The organism is Streptomyces sp. NPDC005492 (genome assembly GCF_040605995.1).
Taxonomy (GTDB): domain Bacteria; phylum Actinomycetota; class Actinomycetes; order Streptomycetales; family Streptomycetaceae; genus Streptomyces.
In genome coordinates, this window is record NZ_JBEXDX010000025.1 from 38,428 (window position 1) to 59,983 (window position 21,556).

Consider the following 21,556-nt stretch of genomic DNA (forward strand, 5'->3'; position numbering starts at 1 on the left):
TCGCCTCACCGCATCGAGTGGGCCTGCCCGTCGAGCCCCTGCCCTTGCGCCTGGACCGGCACCGGCACGACCGCCTTCCCGCGGACGACGGTCTCCAGGAGCAACGGCACCCCGACCGCCGGCAGCAGCCACACCAGCACGATCAACCGCCCACCCCACACACTGATGTCGGGGTGGGCGGCCTGCGTGAGAATCCCGGTGAACGCGGCCCCGATCAGGAACACCCCGAACACCGGCCGCCGCAGCGCACCCCACGCCCCGGCGCCCAGCGCCGCCACGAGCATCGGCTGCCACAACTGCTGCCGCGTCCACTCCAGCCAGAAGTTCGCCTCCAGATGCAGGAATTCGGGCCACAGCCGGGTGCGGTCGGGGTAGGCGTAGTGATCGGTGAGCAGGTCCTGGAGGCTGTCGGTCTGCGACGGATAGCGCAGAAGACTCGCCAGCAACAGCGTTCCCACTGCGGCCGCCCCGCCGAGCGCGGCGACCGCCCACCACGCCCGCCGACGCCGTCGTACGGCGACCAGGGCGCCCGCACCGGCCAGGCACAGCCCGAGGAACAGGGCCTGCGAGTGCTTGACCGTGAAGAGCAGGAGCAAGGAGCCGCCGATCAGGGCGAGTCCGGCGCGCGTACGGCGCCCCTGTGACACCAGCGCGCAGCCCCACACCGCCGCCAGGGTCAGGGCCATCATCAGGCCCTCGGTCATGGGGCGCATCGCGGTCGTGCCGCACGGCAGGACGTAGTAGAGGGCCTGCCCGGTCAGCGCGAGCGGGACCGACACGGACAGGGTGCGCAGGATCAGGAACGCGAGGATGCCGCCCGCGACGGTGAGGACGACACTCGCCGACCACAGCCCCCAGACCGGGCCGAGCAGCGTGACGAACGGCACCAGGAACACCGGGTATCCGGGCCGCACCTCGAAGATCCGCATGAACCGCTCGGACATGAACGGCGTGATGAACCCGCCCTTGTTCCCGGCCCGTTGCTGCGCGTCCACCACCCGCCACTGGGCGGCCCGGCACTTCTTCGCGACCCGCGCCGCCGGGTCCTTGCCGTGGAAGTTCCGCACGTTCACGGACTGGTCGCGCCGCGCGGTCGCCCCCTTGCTCGCGCAGTAGTAGTCGATGGTGACGGCCGCCGCCTCGCGCTTGCTCTCCCCGCGCAGACTCAGCGCGTACGACAGGTAGTTCTTGGTGTCGGGGGTGTCCCGCCCGGTGACGTTGGCGAGTTGGAGCACCGCGAACACGGCGGCCAGCAGCAGCACCCAGGTGCGGGGCCTCATGAGGACGCCAACTGGTCGTGACCGGCGGCGGGGGAGGGAACCCGTGCGGCGGATCCGGGATCCGGCCGCCAGTCGTCCTCGCCGAGCAGCAGTGTGCGTACGACCCTCTCGGCGGCCCTCCCGTCGTCGAACTCGCAGTAGCGCGACCGGAATTCGGCCCGCAGCCGTGCCGCGTCCTCGTCCCGCCAGGCGCCCGACGCGAACAGCCACGCCAACTCCCGGTAGGAACCGGACACATGACCCGGTGGCGCGGAGGTGACGTCGAAGTAGGTGCCTCTGCTGGCTTCGTACGCCTCTCGGTCGTCGGCGTGGATGACGATCGGCCGGTCGAGGTTGGCGTAGTCGAACATCAGGGCCGAGTAGTCGGTGACCAGCGCGTCCGAGGCCAACATGACGTCCTCGACGGACGGTTCGTCGGTCGCGTCGACCAGGACACCGCGCCGGTGCAGGTCCGCGAGGCCGAGACCGCGCGCGGGACCGGTGGCGAGGGTGGGGTGGAGGCGTACGACGAGGGTGTGCTCCGGGCCGAGGTCCTCGGCGAACCGGGCCAGGTCGAGACGGTCGACGTGTCCGCCCCGGCTGTACTCGCGGCGGGTCGGCGCGTACAGCACGACCGTGTGGTCGGCGGGGATACCGAGCCGGTCGCGAACGGCCGCGCCTGCCTCGGGTGGTGCCCCGACCAGGACGTCGTTGCGCGGGCTGCCCGTCCGCGCCGACGTGAAGTGACAGGGGTACGCCCGCTCCCACACCAGTTCCGAGTGCCGGTTGGCGACCAGGCTGTGGTCCCAGCGGTCGGCGCGGCGCAGCATCTGCGGGACGTCGACGCCGTACCGGGCGCCGGGCTTGTCCAGCAGGTCGACCGCCATGTACTTGAGCGGGGTGCCCTGGTGGGTGTGGATGTGGACGCTGCCGGGGCGCTTGACGAGGGTGCCGGGCCAGTTGACGTTGTTGACGAAGTACTTGGCGCGCGCGGTGAGTTGGCGGTAGCGCAGGGTTTCGAGGAGGACGTGTTCGACGTCCGGCGGGAGCAGCGCGGCCTGTTCGGCGTCGCGGACCACCCACACGCCCCTCAGATGCGGGGCGATCTCCTTCGCCTTGTGGTAGACGGCGGCCGGGTCGCCGAGGACCCCGAGATGCGAAAAGGCCGAGTAGACAACGAGGTTGGGGTCGAGCGACCGGCGGGCGTGCAGCGCGGCCCAGCCGCCCTTGACCCGTGCGGCCACCGACTTGCGTGCTTGCAGCGCCCGTCCTTCGAGCAGTCGGCCTGCCCGGCCCGCCTGCCGCCTGACCCGGTACAGCGCGTAACTGCCCTCCAGGACACGGACTTCGGTGTCCACCGGCACGCCCGCGGGCTTGTGCTTGGCGAACAGTTCGGCCGTACGGCGGAAGAACTCGGCCTTGTCGGAGGGGGGCAGCCGGTCCGGCTTGCCGAGGATGTCGAGACAGTGCTCGCCCATCTTGCGGTGCAGGTAGGGGCGCCAACTCGCGAGTTCGGGGCGGGAGTCGACGAACGCGAAGACCCGCTCGTACTGGTCGTGGATGTCGAAGTGCTTGCGACTGGTGGTGGAGAGGATGTTGCCCTGCCGCCGCTGCCGGTAGTTCAGGCAGATCCGGTCGAGGGTGGCGATCCGCTCGGCGCTGAGCAGCACCGGGAACGTCCAGGGTGTGTCCTCGTAGTAGCCCGGCGGGAACTCGAAGGCGTGCTTGTGCACGAACTCGCGGCGGTACACCTTGTTCCACACGACCATCAACAGGTCCAGGATCTCCGGGTGTTCGGCGACCGTGAAGGTGCCGTCGACCTCGGTGAGGACGTGCGCGAGGACGTTGCGCCGGGTGCCGCCCCACCAGTAGGTGCGCGCGTAGTCGAAGACCAGGACGTCCGGGTCGCCGGTCGCGTCGAGCCGGTCGGCCATCGCGCGCAGGGCGCCCGGGGTGAGGGTGTCGTCGCTGTCGAGGAAGAACAGGAAGTCGCCGGTGGCCAGCGGCAGTCCGGCGTTGCGGGCGCGGCCGAGACCGACGTTCTCCGGCAGGTGCAACACGCTCACGCGCGGGTCGCGGGCCGCGTACTCGTCGAGGATCGCGCCGCAGCCGTCCGGCGACCGGTCGTCAACGGCGATCACCTCGATGTCCCGGTAGGACTGCTCCAGGACCGAGTCGAGGCACTCGCGCAGAAAGCCCTGCACCTTGAAGACGGGGACGATGACGCTGAAGCGGGGCACTTCGGGTTCAGCTCCTTACGAGAGTGGCGGCGGGAGCCGGGACGCGCTCCGCGAGCGGGATCACGCGCGGGATCGCCTCCGGCGGCTCACCGAGGAACACCCGGCGTACGACCCGCTCGGCGGCCATTCCGTCGTCGAACTCGCAGAAACGGGACCGGAATTCGGCCCGCAGCGCGGCGGCTGCGGCTCCCGCGTACGAGCCGTCGCGGAACACCTGGGCCAGTTCCTCGGGCGTGCGGGCGACCGGGCCGGGCGGGGCCGCCATGAGGTCGAAGTAGACGCCCCGCGTCTCCCGGTAGACCTCCCAGTCGTCGGCGTACACGACGATCGGCCGGTCGAGGTTGGCGTAGTCGAACATGATCGACGAGTAGTCCGTGACCAGCGCGTCGGCGGCCAGGCACACGTCCTCGGAGGACCGGTGCCCGGTCACGTCGATGATCCGGCCGCTGCTCTTCGCCCGGCCCTGGTCGTAGAAGTAGTGGGCGCGCAGCAGCACCACCACGTCATCGCCTACCGCCGCGCAGAAGGCCTCCAGGTCGAGACCGGTGTCGAAACCGGTTTGGTAGTCGCGGTGGGTGGGCGCGTACAGGACGGCCGTCTTGCCCTCCGGGACGCCCAACTCGCGCCGGATGCGGGCGACTTCGTCGGCGGTCGCCGTGTAGTAGACGTCGTTGCGCGGATAGCCGTACTCCAACGTCTCGTACTGGCCAGGGAAGGCGCGCTCCCACATCTGGGTGGAGTGCCGGTTCGAGGAGATGTTGTAGTCCCAACGGTCCACTCTGCCCAGCAACTTGGCGAAGCTGCCGGTCGCCGCGGCCACCACCGGGTACGTCGACTGGTCGACGCCCATCTTCTTCAGCGGGGTCCCGTGCTGGGTCTGGACATGCACGCTGCCGGGCCGTTTGACGACGCCCTCCGCGAAGTTGGCGTTGTTCACCAGGTACTTGGCCCGAGCCAGCACCTCCCAGTACTTCCGGTTGCCGATGACGGCGTGCTCGACGCCCTTCGGTACGGCGTCCACCGCGTCCGGCTCGACCAGGAACACCGAGCGGATGTGCGGGGCGAGCTCGTTGGCCTTGGCGTGGATCGCGGCCGGGCTGCATGCGTACCCCCGGCCCCAATAGGCGCAGTAGACAGCCAGGTTGGGGTCGAGCGGGCGGCGCAGATCGCGGGCGTAGCGCAGCCGGGTGCGGAGCATCCGGGGGCGGGGGACCCGCTCGGCCGCTTCCGAGGCCGACCGGTTGGCGCCGCGCAGGGCCCGGAACGCCGAGTACGCCCCCGACGCCAGCAGCCGGTGCTGCACTCCCAGACTCCCGCCCGGCGTACGGAAACCGGCGGGCCGGTGACTCCGGTACAGCCGTCCGGCCCGCCGGAAGAAGGCGCGGTGCCCGGACGGCAGGCGTTCGGGACGGGACGCCGTCTTCAGCACCACCGCGAAGACCTGCTCGAACAGCGCGTGCGACCGCTCGGGAGCCAGCTCCCGCGCCGCCGTGAGCACCAGGTCGACCTGGTCGAGGAGTTGGTGATGGTGCGCGCCCGGCAGGTTGAGCCGGCTGCCCTGCCTGCGCAGCAGATGCCGTACGACCACCGAGCGCAGCACCGCGACCCGCTCGGCGGCGACGGCGACCAGGCCGCCCCAGCCGAGGTCCGTGAACGGGCCATCAGGGAAGGCGAGTTGGTGCTCGGTGAGAAAGGCGCGGCGGTAGGCCGCGCTCCACGCCGGGAGCTGACTGCCCGTCAACTGCGGTGCCTGTGCGGGAGAGAAGGCACCTGGCGGGGTCTTCGCCAGCAGCGGAGCGGCCGGGTTGGTGGGCTCGCCCTCCCACCAAGGGGTCCGCTCGTGCTCGAAGTACAGGACGTCGATGTCCTGAGGGTCCCCGGTCTCCGTCAGCCGGGCGTCCAGCGCGGCCAGCGCTCCCGGGGCGAGGGTGTCGTCGCCGTCCAGGAACAGGACGTGGGTGCCGGTCGCCGCTCGCAGGCCGGTGTTGCGGGCCCCGCTCAGGCCGGCGGGCGGTGGTGAGTGCACCGGGGCCACCCGGGAGTCCCGCCCGGCGTGAGCGGCGGCGACGTCGGCGGCGGGGGAGCCGGGGGCGTCGCAGACCGGGATCAGCTCGAAGTCGCCGTAGGACTGCGCGAGGACCGAGTCCAGGGCCTGGGACAGTCGGCCGGCCACTCCGTGGGACGGGACGATGATGCTGAAGCGGGGCATTCTGCTCTTTCTCCAGTGGTCCGGATCGACTCCGGTTCAGGTCCGGGTCAGTGCGCGCGACGGCCGGGCCGCCCGTCCGGGCGCCAGGTGGACGGCCGGGTCGGTGTCGGCCGCGAGGGGCTGGAAGGCATGCGGACTCCCCGGTGTGGGAACGGCGTTCAGAGGCGGTCGGTGATGGGCAGGGACGCCGTGGGCTGCGGCACGGTGGCGATGGGGGAGCGGGTGAGGCTCGCGGCGGCCGACGGCACCGGGTGCCGGTCGGCGAGCGGGACGATCGGTGGGAGGTCCGTCTCGCCCAACACCACATGGCGTACGACTCGTTCGGCGGCGCGGCCGTCGTCGTAGGGGCAGAAGCGCTCGCGGAACGCGGCGCGGAGCTGGGCCGAGCGGGAGCCGCGCCAGTGGTCGGTGGCGAAGATGTCGATCAGTTCGTCCTCGCTGCGCGCGACCGCGCCCGGCGGGAAGGCCCGCAGGTCGAAGTAGGTGCCGCGGGCCGCCTCGTAGGCCTCCCAGTCGTCGGCGTGGATGACGATCGGCCGGTCGAGGTTGGCGTAGTCGAACATCAGGGACGAGTAGTCGGTGACCAGCGCGTCCGAGGCCAGGCACAGCGACTCGACGCTCGGGTGGTCGGTGACGTCGATGATCCGGCCGGAGGCGAGGACCTTCTCGACGGGCCCCAGCGGGCCCCCGTGCCAGTAGTGGGCGCGGGCCAGCACCACGAAGCGCGGGCCGAGGCGGCGCAGGACGCGGTCGAGGTCGAGGTGGGCGCGTTGGGTCCGGCGGTAGTCGCGGTGGGTCGGGGCGTAGAGGAGGGCGATCGTGTCGGGCGGGATGCCGAGGGACTCGCGCAGCCGGGCCACATCGGCCGAAGTCGCCTGCAGGAACACGTCGTTGCGGGGATAGCCGTAGGCGAGCGTGGTGTAGCTGCCGGGGTAGACCCGCTCCCAGGTCAGGGTGGTGTGGCGATTGGGGGACAGGACGTGGTCCCACTTGTCGACGCCTTTGAGGAGTTCGCCGAAGTCCATGTCCCTTGCGGCTGCCGGGCGTTCCTGTAGGTCGAGGCCCATGTGCTTGAGCGGGGTGCCGTGTTGGGTCTGGATCAGGGTCTGGCCGGGGCGCTTGACCAGTCGGCGGTCGAAGTTGACGTTGTTGACGAGGTACTTGGAGCGGGCCAGCGCCGTCCAGTAGGCGGCGGTGTTCGGGCGCAGCCGGCGGGTGGGGGCCGGGATCGTGTGGTGGTGCTCGGGGCGGGCGATCCATGCGGTGCGGATGTGCGGGGCGTGGGTGCGGAACGCGGTCTCCAGCGCACCCGGGTTGCAACTGTGGCCGCGTCCCCAGTAGGCGGCGAACACCGCGCGATCCCGTAGCGGGAGCCTGAGTTGGACCCGGTAGTGCAGTTGCAGGACCGCCGCCCTGAGGGTGCGCAGGAGTTTGGCGGTGAGCTTGACCGCTCTGCGCCGCCAGGTCATCGCCCGCTGCACGGCCCGGAATGTGCGGTGCACGCCGAAGTGCACGAACGTGTGCCGCAGCCGGGTGCGCAGCGGGACCGCCGTGCCGGGGATGCGGTAACGCCGGTAGTGGGCACGGGCCTTGCGCAGGAACTCGGCGCGGGTACCGCGCGGCAGCCGGTCGGGTTTGGTGAACACCGTCGCCAGATGGTCGACCATGCGGCGGAACAACACCGGCCGCCATTGGGCGAGTTCGGGGCGCGCGTCGAGGAACGCGAAAACCCGGTCGTACTGGTCGAAGACGTCGAAGTGCCGACGGCTGGTGGTGCCGAGGATGTTGCCCTGGCGGCGCTGGCGGTAGTGGACGCAGACCCGGTCGAGGGTCGCGATCGTCTCCGCCGCCATCAGCACCGGGTAGGTCCACGGGGTGTCCTCGTAGTAGCCGGACGGGAAGGCGAAGCCCTCGCGCTCGACGAACTCCCGCCGGTAGGCCTTGTTCCAGGCCACCATGATGACCCGGAGCAGGCCGGGTCGGTCCTCCAGCCGGAAGGGGGCCGGGCCCTGTTCGGTCAACTGGGCGGCCACCTTGTTGCGTTGGACCTCCCCCGACCAGTAGGTGCGGGCGTAGTCGAAGACCAGGACATCCGGCTCGCCGGTCTCCTTGACGCGGTCGGCGATCGAGCGCAGCGCGTCGGGCGTGAGCGTGTCGTCGCTGTCGAGGAAGATCAGGTAGTCGCCGGTCGCCTGTTCCAGACCGGCGTTGCGCGCGCGTCCGAGGCCCTGGTTCTCGGAGAGGTGGACGGCCCGCACGCGGGAGTCCCGGGCCGCGAACTCGTCGATGATCGCGCCGCAGCCGTCCGGCGAGCAGTCGTCGACCGCGATCAGCTCCAGATCGGGATACGACTGGGAGAGCACCGATTCCAGGCACTCGTGCAGGTACGCCTGGACCATGTACGCGGGGACAATGACACTGAACCTGGGCAAGGGACATCCATGGGTCGGTCGGCGCGGGCGTTCTGCCCGGGAACGGCCGATGGAGTGACTTGGTTACGGCGCGTACGGCATACGGGGGACGCACGGTGAACAGAGAGGGGCGGGCCGGTGACGGGCCCACCCCTCGAACTGCTTGCGCTTTATGCCTATTTGACCGCGCCCGCCATCACTCCGGAGACGAACTGCCGCTGGAAGGCGAAGAACACGGCCAGCGGGATCACCATGGAGATGAACGCACCGGGCGCCAGTACGTCGATGTTGTTGCCGAACTGACGTACCTGGGTCTGCAGTGCGACCGTGATCGGCTGGGTGCTCGATTTGGTGAACACCAGCGCGACCAGCATGTCGTTCCACACCCACAGGAACTGGAAGATGCCCAGGCTCGCGATCGCGGGCCCGCCGAGCGGCATCACGACGCGGGCGAACAGGCGCAGTTCACCGGCTCCGTCGAGGCGGGCCGCCTCCAGAAGTTCGCGGGGGATCTCCGCGAAGAAGTTCCGCAGCAGGAACACCGCGAACGGCAGTCCGTAGCCGACATGGAACAGGATCACCCCGAAGATGGTCCCGAACAGGCCGATCTTTCCGAAGAGTTCGGCGATCGGGATCAGCGCGACCTGCACCGGCACGACCAGCAGACTGACCACGCCCAGGAACCACCAGTCGCGGCCCGGGAACTCCATCCACGCGAACGCGTAGCCCGCGAGCGCGCCGATCACCACGACCAGGACCGTCGCCGGGACCGTGATCAGGACGGTGTTCCACAGCGAGTTGGTGATGTCGCTGTTCTCCAGGAGCGTCCTGTAGCTGTGGAAGGTGAGTTGGGAGGGCTGGCTGAAGACCTTCCACCAGCCGCTCGCGTTCATGTCCTCCGGCGAGCGCAGCGAGGACAGCAGCAGTCCGATCGTCGGCACCAGCCAGAACAGGCCGACGACGATCAGGAACACCCGGACCAGGCCCCCGCTCGCCAGCCCCGCGAGCCTGGCACCGAGCGACTCCCGCGCCTTGACGACCTCAACCGGCCCTGTCTGCCCGGGACTTCCGGCATGCGTCGTCATCGCCGTACCTCCCGCCGTAGCCGCCGCACATTGAAGAGCATCACCGGAATCACCAGCAGCAGCAGGAACACCGAGATCGCGCTGGCGATACCGGGCTGGTCCTCCGAGAAGCCCTTCCGGTACAGCTCCAGGGCCAGCACGTTGGCGTCGTCCTGCGAGGAGCCGGGGGCGATGATGAAGACCAGGTCGAAGATCTTCAGCACATTGATCATCAGTGTGACGACGACGACCGCGAGCACCGGCGCCAGCAGCGGCACCGTGACCCTGCGGAACACCTGCCACTCGTTGGCACCGTCGACCCGCGCCGCCTCCAGCAGCTCACGCGGCACCCCCGCGAGCCCGGCCGCGATCAGCACCATCGCGAACCCGGCCCACATCCACACGTACGACCCGATGATGGCCGGCGTCACCAGCGACGGGCCCAGCCACTCCACACCGTTGTATGGCTGCTTGAAGTTGCCTGCGGGGAGCCGGAGTTGGGCCCCGTCGGCCTTGGCGGGCAGCGTGAAGGTGCCGTCGCCCGCGGCCTTCGTCGAGGCGACCACCTTGCCCCCCTTGACCGCCTCGATCCTCATGCCGCCGTAGCCCAGCTCGGACGGGTCGACCCCGCCGAGTTTGCCGACGCCCTTGCCACGGGTGAAGTCCTGCCAGGTGGTGCCGGTGATCTTTCCCGGTTCCGCCTTCGCCGCCACGGCCTTCTTCGCGCTGTCGGGCATCTGGTCGGGGGCGACCCCGACCAGCGGGAGCGTGATGGTCTGGCCGGTGTGGACCGTCGTACTGGTGATGAAGCCGCCGTGGTCCGCCTTGAGCGGCGAATCGCGGCCCGGGTGGGCGTTGGGGAACGCCGACGACGAGGCGAAGGTGTCGTGGATGCCGACCCAGACCGCGTTGGCGACCCCCTTGTGCGGGTCCTGGTCGTAGACGAGGCGGAAGATGATGCCGGCGGCCAGCATGGAGATCGCCATCGGCATGAAGACGACCAGCTTGAACGCCGTTCCCCAGCGCACCCGTTCGGTCAGCACCGCGAAGATCAGACCGAGGGCGGTGGCGACCGTGGGAGCGAAGATCACCCAGATGACGTTGTTCTTCAGGGCGGTGCGGATGCCGTCGTCGGTGAACAGGGCCTTGTAGTTGTCGAATCCGGCGAAGCCGTCGCCGGCCTGGTTGCCGAAGCTGCGCACCAGCGAGTACCCGATCGGGTAGACCACGAGCGCGCCGAGCAGCACCAGGGCGGGCAGCAGGAACAGCACTGCCACGGTCCTGCGGGTGCCGGTCACGCTCTTGCGCGGGCGGGGAGGGACGGAGGCCCCGGGGGCCTCCGCCGCTGCCGATGCCATGTCGGGCTCAGCTCCCGCTCGCGTACGCCGCCGCCGCGTCCTTCTCCAACTGCGCCTGCGTACCCGCGATGTCCGTCGGGTTCTTCAGGAAGTCCTGGAGGTCCTTCCACTCGCCCTTGCCGGGGGTGCCGCCGAACGCCTGCGGGGCCTGGTCCGACATGTCGAAGCGGAAGTCGTCGCCGGAGGCGATCAGGGACTTGGCGATCTTCTGCTGCACCGCGTTCGGATACGCCGAGTCCGGCACGTTCTTGTTGGGGGAGAGATAACCGCCGAGCTTCGCCTGGATCGTCGCCGCGTCCGGCGAGGCCAGGAACGTGGCCAGCGCCTGGGACGCCTTGGAGTCCTTCAGGATGACGGCCGCGTCACCGCCGGAGACCACGGGCGCGCTGGAACCCACCGCGGGGAACGGGAACACCTTCGCGTCGGTGCCCACCTTCGCCTTGGTCTCACCGATGTTGACCTGCACGAAGTCGCCTTCGTAGACCATCGCGGCCTTCGGCTGGTCGCCGCCGGTGAACGTCTGCGTCACGGACGCGGGGAACTCCGTCTGCAGCGCGCCGTTCGCACCGCCCGCGACATAGCCCTTCTTGCCCCAGATCTGGGCGAGCGTGGTGAGGGCCTCCTTCACGGAGGGATCCGTCCACTTGATCTTGTGCTGGGCGAGCTGGTCGTACTTCTCCGGGCCCGCCTGCGACAGATACACGTTCTCGAACCAGTCGGTGAGCGGCCAGCCGTCCGCGCCCGCGACCGAGAACGGGGTGACCCCGGAGTCGTAGACCGTCTGCGCGGTGGACAGCAGGTCCTGCCAGGTCTTGGGTTCCTTGGCGCCCGCGTTCTCGAAGACCTTGGCGTTGTACCAGATCAGCGACTTGTTGGCGGCCTTGTAGTACACGCCGTACTGCTTGCCGCCGACCTTGCCGATGTCCTGCCAGCCCTGCGAGTAGTTCTTCTGGAGTTCCTTGATCGCGTCGGCGCCGAGGGGCTTGGCCCACTTCTTGTCGACGGCCTGCTTGATGGCGCCGGGCTGCGGCAGCATCGCGATGTCCGGCGGCTGGCCGCCCGCGACCTTCGAGCCGAGGAAGTTGATGATCGGGTCCTGGGCGGGCACGAAGGTGACCTTGGCGCCCGTGCGCTTCTCGAACTCCGCGAGAACCGCCTTGAAGTTCTTCTGCTCGGCACCCGTCCACACGGCGGCCACTTCGAGGGTCTCGCCGTTCAGCTTGGGGAGGGTGACCGTGCCGGCGGTCTGCGAGGGACTGCTGGATGTGCTGTCGTCACTCTTGTTGTCGCTGCCTCCACAGGCGGTGAGCGAGAGCGTCAGTGCCCCCGCGGCGACGACCGCCGCTGTGCGTACGGTGGTGCGTGTCCGGTGTGTGCTGCTCGTGCTGCGCATCACTGCCCCGTTCTTCGTTCCTCGTCGAACGCTCGAACGCTTCCGTGCGCACTGGTCTACGCCCGGTACCTGCACGCGGCAAGATGGCGTCCGCTGTCAAGACATCGATCGTAATTGGGTCGTGACGTGGGGTTGTGGAGCAACGTGCGAACGATCAGAGGAGCGAGGGGACCTCCGCCGCCGACACCGAACGCGTGGCCCTTTCCAGCGCGCTGGCCAGGAGGGCCAGGTCGGTCGGTCCGTTGCCCAGCTCGCGGACCGGGCGGCGGGCAGGGGGGTCGCCCATGCGGTGCCACTCCAGCGGGACGACCGTGGGGCGCAGCGTCGCCGTGCGGGGGATACGGCCCGTGACGCGACCGCCCTGGAAGGGGGTCGTCCGGCCGCCCGGGAGGGCCAAGTGACCGCGCCCCGGGGCCGGTTCGTCCGGACCCTGGGTCACCGGGTCGAGAGTGACGCGGAGCGTGGCGTGCCGGGCGGGTTCCGCTTCGGCGGTACGGGCCTCGGCGGCGGCCGCCGCCACCAGGTGCACGCCGAGCCGCTCGCCCTCGCGGGCCACCGCCTCCAGCGCGCGTATCACCGAACCCGCGGCGGGCCGGCCCGGGGAGCCCAGCGGGGGTTTCACCAGCGCGTCCAGGTCGTCGACCACCACGACCAGCCGGGGCAACGGCGGTGCCGCCTCGGTCTGTTGACGAGCCGCCGCCGAGGGGCGCAGCCGGATCGTCGAACTGGGTGGGCTCTCCAGATCACCGGCGCCGGACGCGCCGCGCTGGGCGATGATCCGGCCCGACACCTCGTGCCGCGAGTGCCACTCGGCGAAGCCGACCCGGCCCAGCAACTCGGCCCGCCGCTTCAGCTCCGCGCTCAGGGACTGCGCGAACTCCCGCATGCGCACGGGGTCGTTGGCGGTGAGATGGGTGGTGACATGCGGAACGTCGGTGCAGACCCGCAGGCCCTCGCCGTGGCCGCCGCTCGCGCCGACACTGTCCCGGCCGTCGATCAGCACGATGCCGAGCCGGTCGGGGCGCTCGGCGGCGGCGAGCGAGGCGACCACGGCCCGCAGCAGCTCCGTACGGCCGCTGCCCGGCGGCCCTTCGATCAGCAGATGGGGTCCCTCGGTGGCGAGGTCCGCGTGGACCGGCCCGCGCGGTCCGGCCCCGAGCACCGCCCAGGCCCGCCCGCCGAGCGCCTCCTTGTCGTCACCCGCGTCCGCCCAGCGCGCCAGCAGGGATGCCGGGGTGGCCCGGGCCAGCCCCAACTCGTCCAGCAGGCGCGCGGATTGGGGCAGCGGTGCCGACACGCGCGTGTGCCGCTCGCCGCCGGGACCGTCCGCCCTGAGCGGCGCCAGGGCCCGCGCGAACCGCTCGGCCCACGCGAGCGAGACGGCGTCCACCGCGGCGACGGTGCCATGGCCGACGGGCCCCGGACCCCCGGAGTCGCGGGCGACCCGCAGCAGCCGCAGCGCCGTGGCGACATCACCGCTGAGCAGGGCGACCGCCCCGCACTCCCGGAACGTCGGCGCCGCCGTGCACGCCGCCTCGTAGGTCTCCGTCACCGGCGAAGCGGGTGAGGCCGGCTCCGTCTCGGCGAGACACAGGACATGGATACCGGCCCGGGGCCCGTCCTGCGCCAGCCGCGCCACCGCCTCGCGCACATCGGCCCCACCGGGATCACCGTCCACCACGAGCACGGTGTACGGCCCCACGAAACCGTCCCCCGAGCCGTCACCGTCGTCGGCGCGGGCCCAGGAAGGGCGGTGGGCGGAGCCGCGGACCGCATCGGCGGCCTCGGTGTCGGACGGGCGCTGCCGGGCGGCATCCGACAAGTCCGGGGTGCCGGACCGGTGATGGTGGGCTTCGTCGCTGGTGCTGTACCTGGTGGTGGCACCTGACACGGCGCGCCGGTGTCGCTCCTCGGCCGCCTGTGGTGCGGAGTCGGTCCCCAACCGGCCGTCCGCCGAGCCGTGTTGGGCGAGGACGGGCGAGGGGGTCCCCGAATGCCCCTCCGCGGACCCGCGTTGCGCGCCGATGCCCGGTGTGCGGCGGCCGGGGGTGAAGGCGGTGCCGGGGACGAGGCCCGGGCGGCCCGCGCCGCGTGTGTCCATGGCGTGGTCCTCCAGACGGCGGAGGAGCTCGTCGGTGCGGGCTGTGGCCTGCTCGCGGTCGTAGGCCAGGAGGAGACGGCAGTCCTGGCCGTGCCCGGGGCGCAGATGCGGCAGCCAGCCGAGCCAGGACCACTCGGCGGTGCGCTCGGCCACGGACCGCGCCCGGTCCGTGCTGATCAGCACGATCTCCAGGGCGTCGGGCGAGTGCAGGGCGGCGAGCTGGGCCAGCACCGCGCGGGCCAGCCCCGAGAGCCGCGCGCGCGGACCGGCCAGGCCCAGCGCGCCGACCTCGCGCAGCCCGGAGGTCACCGGCACCGCGGGCAGCAGCGCCGAGCCGTCCGGGGTCGCCCGGTCCGCTGTACCGAGCCGCACGGTGAGCGCCTCCGGATGACCGGGGGCGCGCTCCCACAGACGGGGCCCCGGGCCCAGGGCCGTCAGCAGGAGGGCCGCCGGGTCGGGCCAGGTGTCCGCTTGCTGGAGGGCGACGGGCGGGGGCGGCACGCTCTCGTCGGCGCCCTCCTCGTCGTACGCCTCGTAAGGGGCCTCGGTGTCCTCGGCCGTCGGCTCGTCGCGGCCGCCCGTCAGGCGGCGCGCCCACTTGCCGATCCCGCCGCGCCTGCGCACACCCGGTGGCACATCGGTGCCCCGGAGCGGTGTGCCCTTGCGTCCGCCGTGGTCGCCGGAGTCGGCTTCGGTGGGGATGCGGGTGGTCGTCGTAGGAGCGGCGAACCGCTCTTCGGGGCTCTGGTCCCCGGAGGTCTCGCCGAAGATCCCGAAGCGTCCGGCGTGGGTGTCCCCGCCGTCCTGGACGACGCGGTGCTCGATGCTCGGGGCGCTGCCCTGGACGGGCACCACGAGGGGTTCGCCGCGTGACGCCGCGGGGGCGCCGGGGGACACGCGCACGTGCCCCTCGCCGTCGGGGGCCGTCTCGGCGCGCGCTCCCGGGCCGCCGGACGGGGTCAGCCGCAGGGCCGACTCGCCGATGCGCAGCAGCGCCCCCGGGGCGAAGCGCACGGGGCGGGTGCCCACGCGCGTGCCCGCCAGTGTCGTGCCGTTCGTCGAGCCCAGGTCGGCCACCGAGACACGGCCGCCGGGGTCGACCGTCACCGCGCAGTGCAGTCGCGAGACGTCCGGGTCGTCCAGCGGGACGTCGGCGTCGGCGGAGCGGCCGATGTGGATCTGCCCGCCGTGCAGCAGGTGCACCCCGCCCGCGTCCGGACCGGCGACCACATGGAGCTGGGTCGGGGCGTCGTCCAGCTCGGGATGGGCCTCGGGCTCGGCGGGGGCACCCAGGGAGAGCACCGCGCCGTCCGTCAACGGGGGCTCGCCGAGTGTGCAGCGCTGGGTGTCCAGGCGCTCCACGCCCGCGTACAGCACGATCGGGCCGCCGGGCTCGCGGCTCCGCTCGGGCTGGGCGGCGGCCGCGTCGGCGGAGACCGCCGAGGCCAGCGCCGAGGCCACCGCGGCCAGGGCCGTGCCGGCGGGCGCGGTGACCAGCACATCGCAGCTCGCGGAGCGGCCCCGCGGCTGCGCGGGCGGCCCCAGCGGGTCTACGACGGTCAGCCGGATCTGCATCGCCGTCAGCGGTCCCTTCTGCCCGGGCACGGATTTCTCCCCGCCCCCACACGAGCACATCGGCCAGTACTGCACGCATCCTCGCACCTGCCACTGACAACGCGCCCGGGGCCCGGCAGCAAGTGATCTTGATTGGTCAGCTCTGTCCCCAAAAGTGCCTGACCAGTGCCGCACCGGTGATCGAGTGAGACCGGTCATGTCCGGCTTCGGCAACCAGGAGACCGGGGTAAGCGTCTTTCCTTCGAACATGTAAGGCGAGCATGCCGAACATGTACGCCGATGCTTACGTAGATAGCCCCAAGAGGGGCGGCACTACAGTGGACCGGAACACAGGCAAGCAGCAGGGAGCGCAGTCGTGCGGCCGGTAGGCAGCAAATACTTGCTTGAGGAGCCGATCGGACGCGGCGCCACGGGCACCGTGTGGCGGGCCCGCCAGCGCGAGACCGCGGGTGCCGAGGCGGCCGTCCAGGGCCAGCCCGGCGAGACCGTCGCGATCAAGGTCCTGAAGGAAGAGCTCGCGAACGATCCCGACATCGTGATGCGGTTCCTGCGCGAGCGGTCGGTGCTGCTGCGCCTGACCCACCCGAACATCGTCCGGGTCCGCGACCTGGTCGTCGAGGGCGATCTGCTGGCGCTTGTCATGGACCTCGTCGAGGGCCCCGACCTGCACCACTACCTGCGCGAGAACGGCCCCTTCAGCCCGGTCGGCGCCGCCCTGCTCACCGCCCAGGTCGCCGACGCGCTGGCCGCCAGCCACGCCGACGGCGTCGTGCACCGCGACCTGAAGCCGGCGAACGTCCTGCTCAAGCAGGGCGGCGGCCAGATGCACCCGCTGCTCACCGACTTCGGCATCGCCCGCCTCGCCGACTCCCCGGGGCTGACCCGCACCCAGGAGTTCGTCGGCACGCCCGCGTACATCGCGCCCGAGTCCGCCGAGGGCCGCCCGCAGACCTCCGCCGTGGACATCTACGGCGCCGGCATCCTGATGTACGAGCTGGTCACCGGCCACCCGCCGTTCTCCGGCGGCTCCGCCCTCGAAGTCCTCCACCAGCACCTCAGCGCCGAACCGCGCCGCCCCTCGACGGTCCCCGACCCCCTGTGGACAGTCATCGAGCGCTGCCTGCGCAAGAACCCGGAGGAACGGCCCAGCGCCCAGAACCTCGCCCGGGGCCTGCGCGTCGTCGCCGAGGGCGTCGGTGTGCACGCGAACTCCGCGCAGATCGCCGCCGCCGAGAGCGTCGGGATGCTCCTCGCCCCCGACCCCGCGCCCGCCGCCGTACCGGGCGTGCCCGGCGCGGCGGACCCGACGCAGGTCCTCTCGCACGGCGCGGGCGCGTACGACCCGAACGCGGCGACCAGCGTGCTCCCGCACACCGGAGGCCCGGCGGGCGCCGCCGACCCCACCACCGTGATGCCCAACCGCGGCGCGGCCGACCCGACCACGGTCATGCCGCAGAACCCGTACGGCCAGCAGGGACAACAGGGCGGGCAGAACCAGTCCGGCGGCGGCCCCGAGCAGCCGCACCCCTGGCAGAACCAGCTCCGCGCGGCCCGTGACCGCAACGAACAGACGCAGTACCAGCCCTACCTCGACCCGGGCGAGGACCCGCTGCGCCGCCGCCCCCAGCGCCAGGTCTCGCGCCCCCAGCAGCAACAGCAGCAGCCCCGCCAGGCCTCCCCGCAGCGCCCGCAGCAGCGGCCCTCGCAGCGCCCGCAACAGCAGGGCTACGGCCATCCGCAGCAGCACCAGCCGCAGCAGTACGCCCCGCCGCGGCAGCCCCAGCAGCGGCCGCAGGAGCCGGCGCGCGAGCCCCGCCAGCCCCGGCAGCGCAGCGCCAACCCGATGAAGATCCCCGGACTCGGCTGCCTGAAGGGCTGCCTGTTCACGATCGTCCTGCTCTTCGTCGCGGGCTGGCTGGTCTGGGAGCTGACCCCGTTGCAGGACTGGCTCCACACGACCAGGGGTTACTGGCAGCAGTTGACCCACATGTACGACACCGTGAGCGGGTGGATCGGGAAGCTGAGTAGCGGCAACTGAGCGGCGAGCTTGGTGATTTGTCGACACCCAGTGGGTGATTTCCGTCGCCGCGGTGAAGGTTGGCCCATCCGACGCGTAGTTTTAACGACAACACGCGCGTCTGGTAGGAGCAGTCTTGGCACGGAAGATCGGCAGCCGGTACACCGCCAACCAGATTCTGGGGCGGGGCAGCGCCGGCACGGTGTGGCTGGGTGAGGGTCCCGAGGGGCCCGTCGCCGTCAAGCTGCTGCGCGAGGACCTCGCGTCCGACCAGGAGCTGGTCGGCCGCTTCGTCCAGGAGCGCACCGCCCTGCTCGGCCTGGAGCACCCGAACATCGTGTCCGTACGGGACATGGTCGTCGACGGCAACGACCTCGCCCTCGTCATGGACCTCGTCCGCGGCACCGACCTGCGCACCCGTCTCGACCGGGAACGCCGGCTCGCCCCCGAGGCGGCGGTGGCGATCGTCGCCGACATCGCGGACGGACTGGCCGCCGCCCACGCGGCCGGGGTCGTGCACCGGGACGTCAAGCCGGAGAACGTGCTCCTCGACATGCAGGGACCGCTCGGCCCCGGCGGCGCGCACCCCGCGCTGCTGACGGACTTCGGGGTCGCCAAACTCATCGACTCCCCGCGCCGCACCCGTGCCACGAAGATCATCGGCACCCCCGACTACCTCGCCCCCGAGATCGTCGAGGGCCTGCCCCCGCGCGCGGCCGTCGACATCTACGCCCTCGCGACCGTGCTGTACGAACTCCTCGCCGGCTTCACCCCCTTCGGCGGCGGCCACCCCGGCGCGGTGCTGCGCCGCCATGTGACCGAGACCGTCGTACCGCTGCCCGGGATCCCCGACGAACTCTGGCAGCTCATGGTGCAGTGCCTCGCGAAGGCCCCGGCCTCCCGGCTGCGGGCCTCCGAACTCGCCGCCCGGCTGCGCGAACAGCTCCCCATACTGACCGGGATGCCCCCGCTGGACGTGGACGAGCCGGACACCGAGGAGGAGCAGGCGGAACCGGAGGAGGACCCGGTGGCCACCCCCGCGCGCGGGGAACGCGTACGGCGCGGAGCCGTACCGCTGGTGCCGGGCGCCAAGCCCGCCGACTCCAACCGGGACACCCACACCTCGATGCGGGTCCCCGCACCGGACGAGCTGACAGGCGGCCCGCGCGGGACGGCACGGGCACCCCGCCCGGCCGGCGCCCCGCGCCCCGGCTCGGCCCGGCACCGGGCGGCGACCCGGCGCAGGCGGCTGACGCTGGGGGCGGCGGCGGTGGCCCTGATCGCGGCGGTCGGGGTCGGCACCTGGGCGGCCACGTCGGGCGACGACTCCGGCGCGAACTCCCCGGACACCAATAACTCGGCACCGGCCTCGCCCTGACCTCGCTCTACAACCACGCGCACACCCCGCTTGGCGGAGCCGTTACGCTGGGGGCGTGGCAGTCGTCGATGTATCCGAAGAGCTGAAGTCCCTCTCCTCGACCATGGAGTCGATCGAGGCCGTCCTGGACCTGGACAAGCTGAGGGCAGATGTCGTCGTCCTTGAGGAGCAGGCGGCAGCGCCCTCCCTGTGGGACGACCCGGAAGCGGCGCAGAAGGTCACCAGCAAGCTGAGCCACCTCCAGGCCGAGATCCGCAAGACCGAGGCTCTGCGCGGCCGGATCGACGACCTTTCGGTCCTCTTCGAGATGGCCGAGGAGGAGGACGACCCGGACACCCGCGCCGAGGCCGAGAACGAACTCACGGCCGTCAAGAAGGCGCTGGACGAGATGGAGGTCCGCACCCTCCTCTCCGGCGAGTACGACTCCCGCGAGGCCGTCGTCACCATCCGCGCCGAGGCCGGCGGCGTCGACGCCTCCGACTTCGCCGAGAAGCTCCAGCGTATGTACCTGCGCTGGGCCGAGCGCCACGGCTACAAGACGGAGCTGTACGAGACGTCGTACGCCGAAGAGGCCGGCATCAAGTCGACCACCTTCGCCGTGCACGTGCCGTACGCCTACGGCACGCTCTCCGTCGAGCAGGGCACCCACCGGCTGGTGCGGATCTCGCCCTTCGACAACCAGGGCCGCCGCCAGACCTCCTTCGCCGGTGTCGAGATCCTGCCGGTCGTCGAGCAGACCGACCACATCGAGATCGACGAGTCCGAGCTGCGCGTCGACGTGTACCGCTCCTCGGGCCCCGGCGGCCAGGGCGTCAACACCACCGACTCCGCGGTCCGCCTCACCCACCTCCCCACCGGCATCGTCGTCTCCTGCCAGAACGAGCGCTCGCAGATCCAGAACAAGGCCAGCGCGATGAACGTGCTCCAGGCCAAGCTGCTTGAGCGCCGCCGCCAGGAGGAGCAGGCCGCGATGGACGCCCTCAAGGGCGACGGCGGCAACTCCTGGGGCAACCAGATGCGTTCGTACGTCCTGCACCCGTACCAGATGGTCAAGGACCTGCGCACGGAATACGAAGTGGGCAACCCCGAGGCCGTGTTCAACGGTGAGATCGACGGCTTCCTGGAGGCCGGAATTCGCTGGCGCAAGCAGCAGGAGAAGTAACTCCGCGCATTGCTTTGTCGACAAGGCAACTGCCGTCCACCGGACGGCAGTTGCCTTTTGTGTTCCCCGCGTACACCGTGATGTCTGGGTTTTACATCACACTCACAGGTTCCAACCCGCAGTAAAGAACGCTTACTTGGACATTGCGCTCGCAACGCCCTTGACGTTGCTTTGAAAAATGGGAAGGGTGAAGCGTGGCATGCGTGTCTCTGGGGCGCATGTGAACCGGGGGAGTTGAGCTTTCGCCAGCCGTTGCCCCTGTCGATCACGGCCCCTGACACCGACGCACCACTGACGACGAGCTACATGGGGGTAGCAACCTGATGACCAAGAAGACGCGGATCCGTGTCGCGCGCATAGCGGCCTGTGCCGTCATTGCCGCCGGCGCCTCGCTGACCGCCGCGGGTGCCGCTTCGGCCCTCGACATCACCGCGAACGTAGGCGGCGACAACGGGATCTCGGTGAACGTCAACACCGATGACACGACGCCTCCGGCCACGCCGACGTCGGAGCCGCCCACCTCGGGCATCCCGACCGTCCCGGACTCGCCGTCGGCCACGCCGACCTCCGAGCCGCCCACCCCGAGCGACCCGGCCGAGCCCACCGGCGACCCCACCGAGCCCACGGACGGGCCGACCACGGCCAGCCCCACGGACACCAGCACCACCGGGTCCGGCTCCACCGGCGGCAACAACAACGACCCCGACGGCGGCTCCTCCGCCCAGGAGGCGGGCACCTCCGCCCTCACCGACACCGGCTCCGACACGGCGGCCCAGGGCAGCGGTGACCAGCTCGCCGAGACCGGTGCCGGCCAGACCGCGTTCCTGCTGATCGGCGCCGCGACGATGATCGCCGGCGGCATCGGCTTCCGCGTGCTCCCGCGCCTCGCGGGCGGTCGCGGCGGAGCGGCTGCCTGACGGTAGCCGTACCCGTACGGAACGTACGCACCTCGTACGGCGAAGGGCCCGGAGCTGCTCGCTCCGGGCCCTTCGTGCGTGGTCCTGTCGGCCGCCTACGCGGTCTGGTGCGCCACCAGCGCCAGCGCCGCGATCAGTACCGCGAGCAGGGCGATCAGCGCCATGGGGTTGAGATTGCCCCAGGGGTTCTCCTGCTGCAGCCGCTCGCGGTTCGCGCGACAGACGGGGCAGCGGCCCTCGTTCACGGGCGCCGCGCAGTTCGCGCACACCAACCGGTCGTACGTCATGCGCTCGCCCTCCTTGCACCGGCTATCACAGACACAACGCCGCGGGACACGAGAACGTTCCCGAACGTTCCCCTCCACTGTGCCAGGTTCCGCGGGATTCGGCGCGGCTCGCCTTATCCTGCCCCGACCCTGTGCGTTCCAGCCCTTCAAATCCGCGACAAAACGTGCAAGCCTCGCACAACCCC

General features: G+C 71.3%; 13 protein-coding genes. 4 read left to right on the forward strand and 9 right to left on the reverse strand.

The window, feature by feature from the left end:
• Nucleotides 1-5: 5 nt before the first annotated feature.
• The 8 genes from ABZT04_RS28800 to ABZT04_RS28835 all read right to left on the reverse strand — a co-directional run bounded on the left by ABZT04_RS28800 (nucleotide 6) and on the right by ABZT04_RS28835 (nucleotide 15,610).
• Nucleotides 6-1,280 carry a hypothetical protein gene (locus ABZT04_RS28800; protein ID WP_356059892.1) on the reverse strand — a complete coding sequence of 425 codons (1,275 nt, stop codon included), beginning with the start codon at nucleotides 1,278-1,280 and terminating at the stop codon, nucleotides 6-8.
• Nucleotides 1,277-3,499, reverse strand: a complete 2,223-nt coding sequence (locus ABZT04_RS28805) for a CDP-glycerol glycerophosphotransferase family protein (RefSeq protein ID WP_356059893.1) — start codon at nucleotides 3,497-3,499, stop codon at nucleotides 1,277-1,279. Before ABZT04_RS28805 ends, ABZT04_RS28800 begins: the two co-directional genes overlap by 4 nt.
• Before the next feature lie 7 nt (nucleotides 3,500-3,506).
• Nucleotides 3,507-5,708 carry a bifunctional glycosyltransferase family 2 protein/CDP-glycerol:glycerophosphate glycerophosphotransferase gene (locus ABZT04_RS28810; protein ID WP_356059894.1) on the reverse strand — a complete coding sequence of 734 codons (2,202 nt, stop codon included), beginning with the start codon at nucleotides 5,706-5,708 and terminating at the stop codon, nucleotides 3,507-3,509.
• 158 nt (nucleotides 5,709-5,866) lie between these two features.
• The gene (locus ABZT04_RS28815) at nucleotides 5,867-8,140 is read right to left on the reverse strand and encodes a bifunctional glycosyltransferase family 2 protein/CDP-glycerol:glycerophosphate glycerophosphotransferase (protein ID WP_356059895.1); all 2,274 of its coding nucleotides are present in this window, start codon (nucleotides 8,138-8,140) and stop codon (nucleotides 5,867-5,869) included.
• A 155-nt stretch (nucleotides 8,141-8,295) separates the two neighbouring features.
• Nucleotides 8,296-9,204 (reverse strand): carbohydrate ABC transporter permease, encoded by a 909-nt coding sequence (locus ABZT04_RS28820; RefSeq protein ID WP_356059896.1) that lies wholly within the window; start codon nucleotides 9,202-9,204, stop codon nucleotides 8,296-8,298.
• Entirely contained in the window at nucleotides 9,201-10,541 is a 1,341-nt protein-coding gene (locus ABZT04_RS28825) for a sugar ABC transporter permease (RefSeq protein WP_356059897.1), read from the reverse strand. The genes ABZT04_RS28820 and ABZT04_RS28825 overlap by 4 nt, the downstream gene beginning before the upstream one ends.
• 7 nt (nucleotides 10,542-10,548) lie before the next feature.
• Nucleotides 10,549-11,934 carry a carbohydrate ABC transporter substrate-binding protein gene (locus tag ABZT04_RS28830; protein WP_356059898.1) on the reverse strand — a complete coding sequence of 462 codons (1,386 nt, stop codon included), beginning with the start codon at nucleotides 11,932-11,934 and terminating at the stop codon, nucleotides 10,549-10,551.
• A gap of 154 nt (nucleotides 11,935-12,088) precedes the next feature.
• Entirely contained in the window at nucleotides 12,089-15,610 is a 3,522-nt protein-coding gene (locus ABZT04_RS28835; protein WP_356059956.1) for an FtsK/SpoIIIE domain-containing protein, read from the reverse strand.
• Nucleotides 15,611-15,965: 355 nt separating this feature from the next.
• On the opposite strand from ABZT04_RS28835, the gene ABZT04_RS28840 reads away from it, so the two are divergent.
• The 4 genes from ABZT04_RS28840 (at nucleotide 15,966) to ABZT04_RS28855 (ending at nucleotide 21,084) form a co-directional block, all read left to right on the forward strand.
• Nucleotides 15,966-17,648: a serine/threonine-protein kinase gene (locus ABZT04_RS28840; RefSeq protein ID WP_356059899.1), complete on the forward strand. Its 1,683-nt coding sequence runs from the start codon at nucleotides 15,966-15,968 to the stop codon at nucleotides 17,646-17,648.
• Nucleotides 17,649-17,763: 115 nt separating this feature from the next.
• Nucleotides 17,764-19,005 carry a serine/threonine-protein kinase gene (locus tag ABZT04_RS28845; RefSeq protein ID WP_356059900.1) on the forward strand — a complete coding sequence of 414 codons (1,242 nt, stop codon included), beginning with the start codon at nucleotides 17,764-17,766 and terminating at the stop codon, nucleotides 19,003-19,005.
• Nucleotides 19,006-19,060: 55 nt separating this feature from the next.
• Entirely contained in the window at nucleotides 19,061-20,167 is a 1,107-nt protein-coding gene (gene prfB, locus ABZT04_RS28850) for a peptide chain release factor 2 (RefSeq protein ID WP_356059901.1), read from the forward strand.
• A gap of 323 nt (nucleotides 20,168-20,490) precedes the next feature.
• A complete protein-coding gene (locus ABZT04_RS28855; RefSeq protein WP_356059902.1) occupies nucleotides 20,491-21,084 on the forward strand; it encodes a hypothetical protein in 594 nt (197 codons plus the stop codon).
• Between the two features lie 95 nt (nucleotides 21,085-21,179).
• On the opposite strand, the gene ABZT04_RS28860 is transcribed toward ABZT04_RS28855, so the two are convergent.
• Nucleotides 21,180-21,371, reverse strand: coding sequence for a hypothetical protein (locus ABZT04_RS28860; RefSeq protein ID WP_043679302.1), 192 nt, complete (start codon nucleotides 21,369-21,371; stop codon nucleotides 21,180-21,182).
• Nucleotides 21,372-21,556: the final 185 nt, after the last annotated feature.

Bases quoted from the DNA above. Each gene is read 5' to 3' on its own strand.
- ABZT04_RS28830 (WP_356059898.1), bottom strand. From the start codon at position 11,934: ATGCGCAGCACGAGCAGCACACACCGGACACGCACCACCGTACGCACA.
- ABZT04_RS28810 (WP_356059894.1), bottom strand. From the start codon at position 5,708: ATGCCCCGCTTCAGCATCATCGTCCCGTCCCACGGAGTGGCCGGCCGA.
- ABZT04_RS28825 (WP_356059897.1), bottom strand. From the start codon at position 10,541: ATGGCATCGGCAGCGGCGGAGGCCCCCGGGGCCTCCGTCCCTCCCCGC.
- ABZT04_RS28855 (WP_356059902.1), top strand. From the start codon at position 20,491: ATGACCAAGAAGACGCGGATCCGTGTCGCGCGCATAGCGGCCTGTGCC.
- ABZT04_RS28835 (WP_356059956.1), bottom strand. From the start codon at position 15,610: ATGCAGATCCGGCTGACCGTCGTAGACCCGCTGGGGCCGCCCGCGCAG.
- ABZT04_RS28800 (WP_356059892.1), bottom strand. From the start codon at position 1,280: ATGAGGCCCCGCACCTGGGTGCTGCTGCTGGCCGCCGTGTTCGCGGTG.
- ABZT04_RS28820 (WP_356059896.1), bottom strand. From the start codon at position 9,204: ATGACGACGCATGCCGGAAGTCCCGGGCAGACAGGGCCGGTTGAGGTC.
- ABZT04_RS28860 (WP_043679302.1), bottom strand. From the start codon at position 21,371: ATGACGTACGACCGGTTGGTGTGCGCGAACTGCGCGGCGCCCGTGAAC.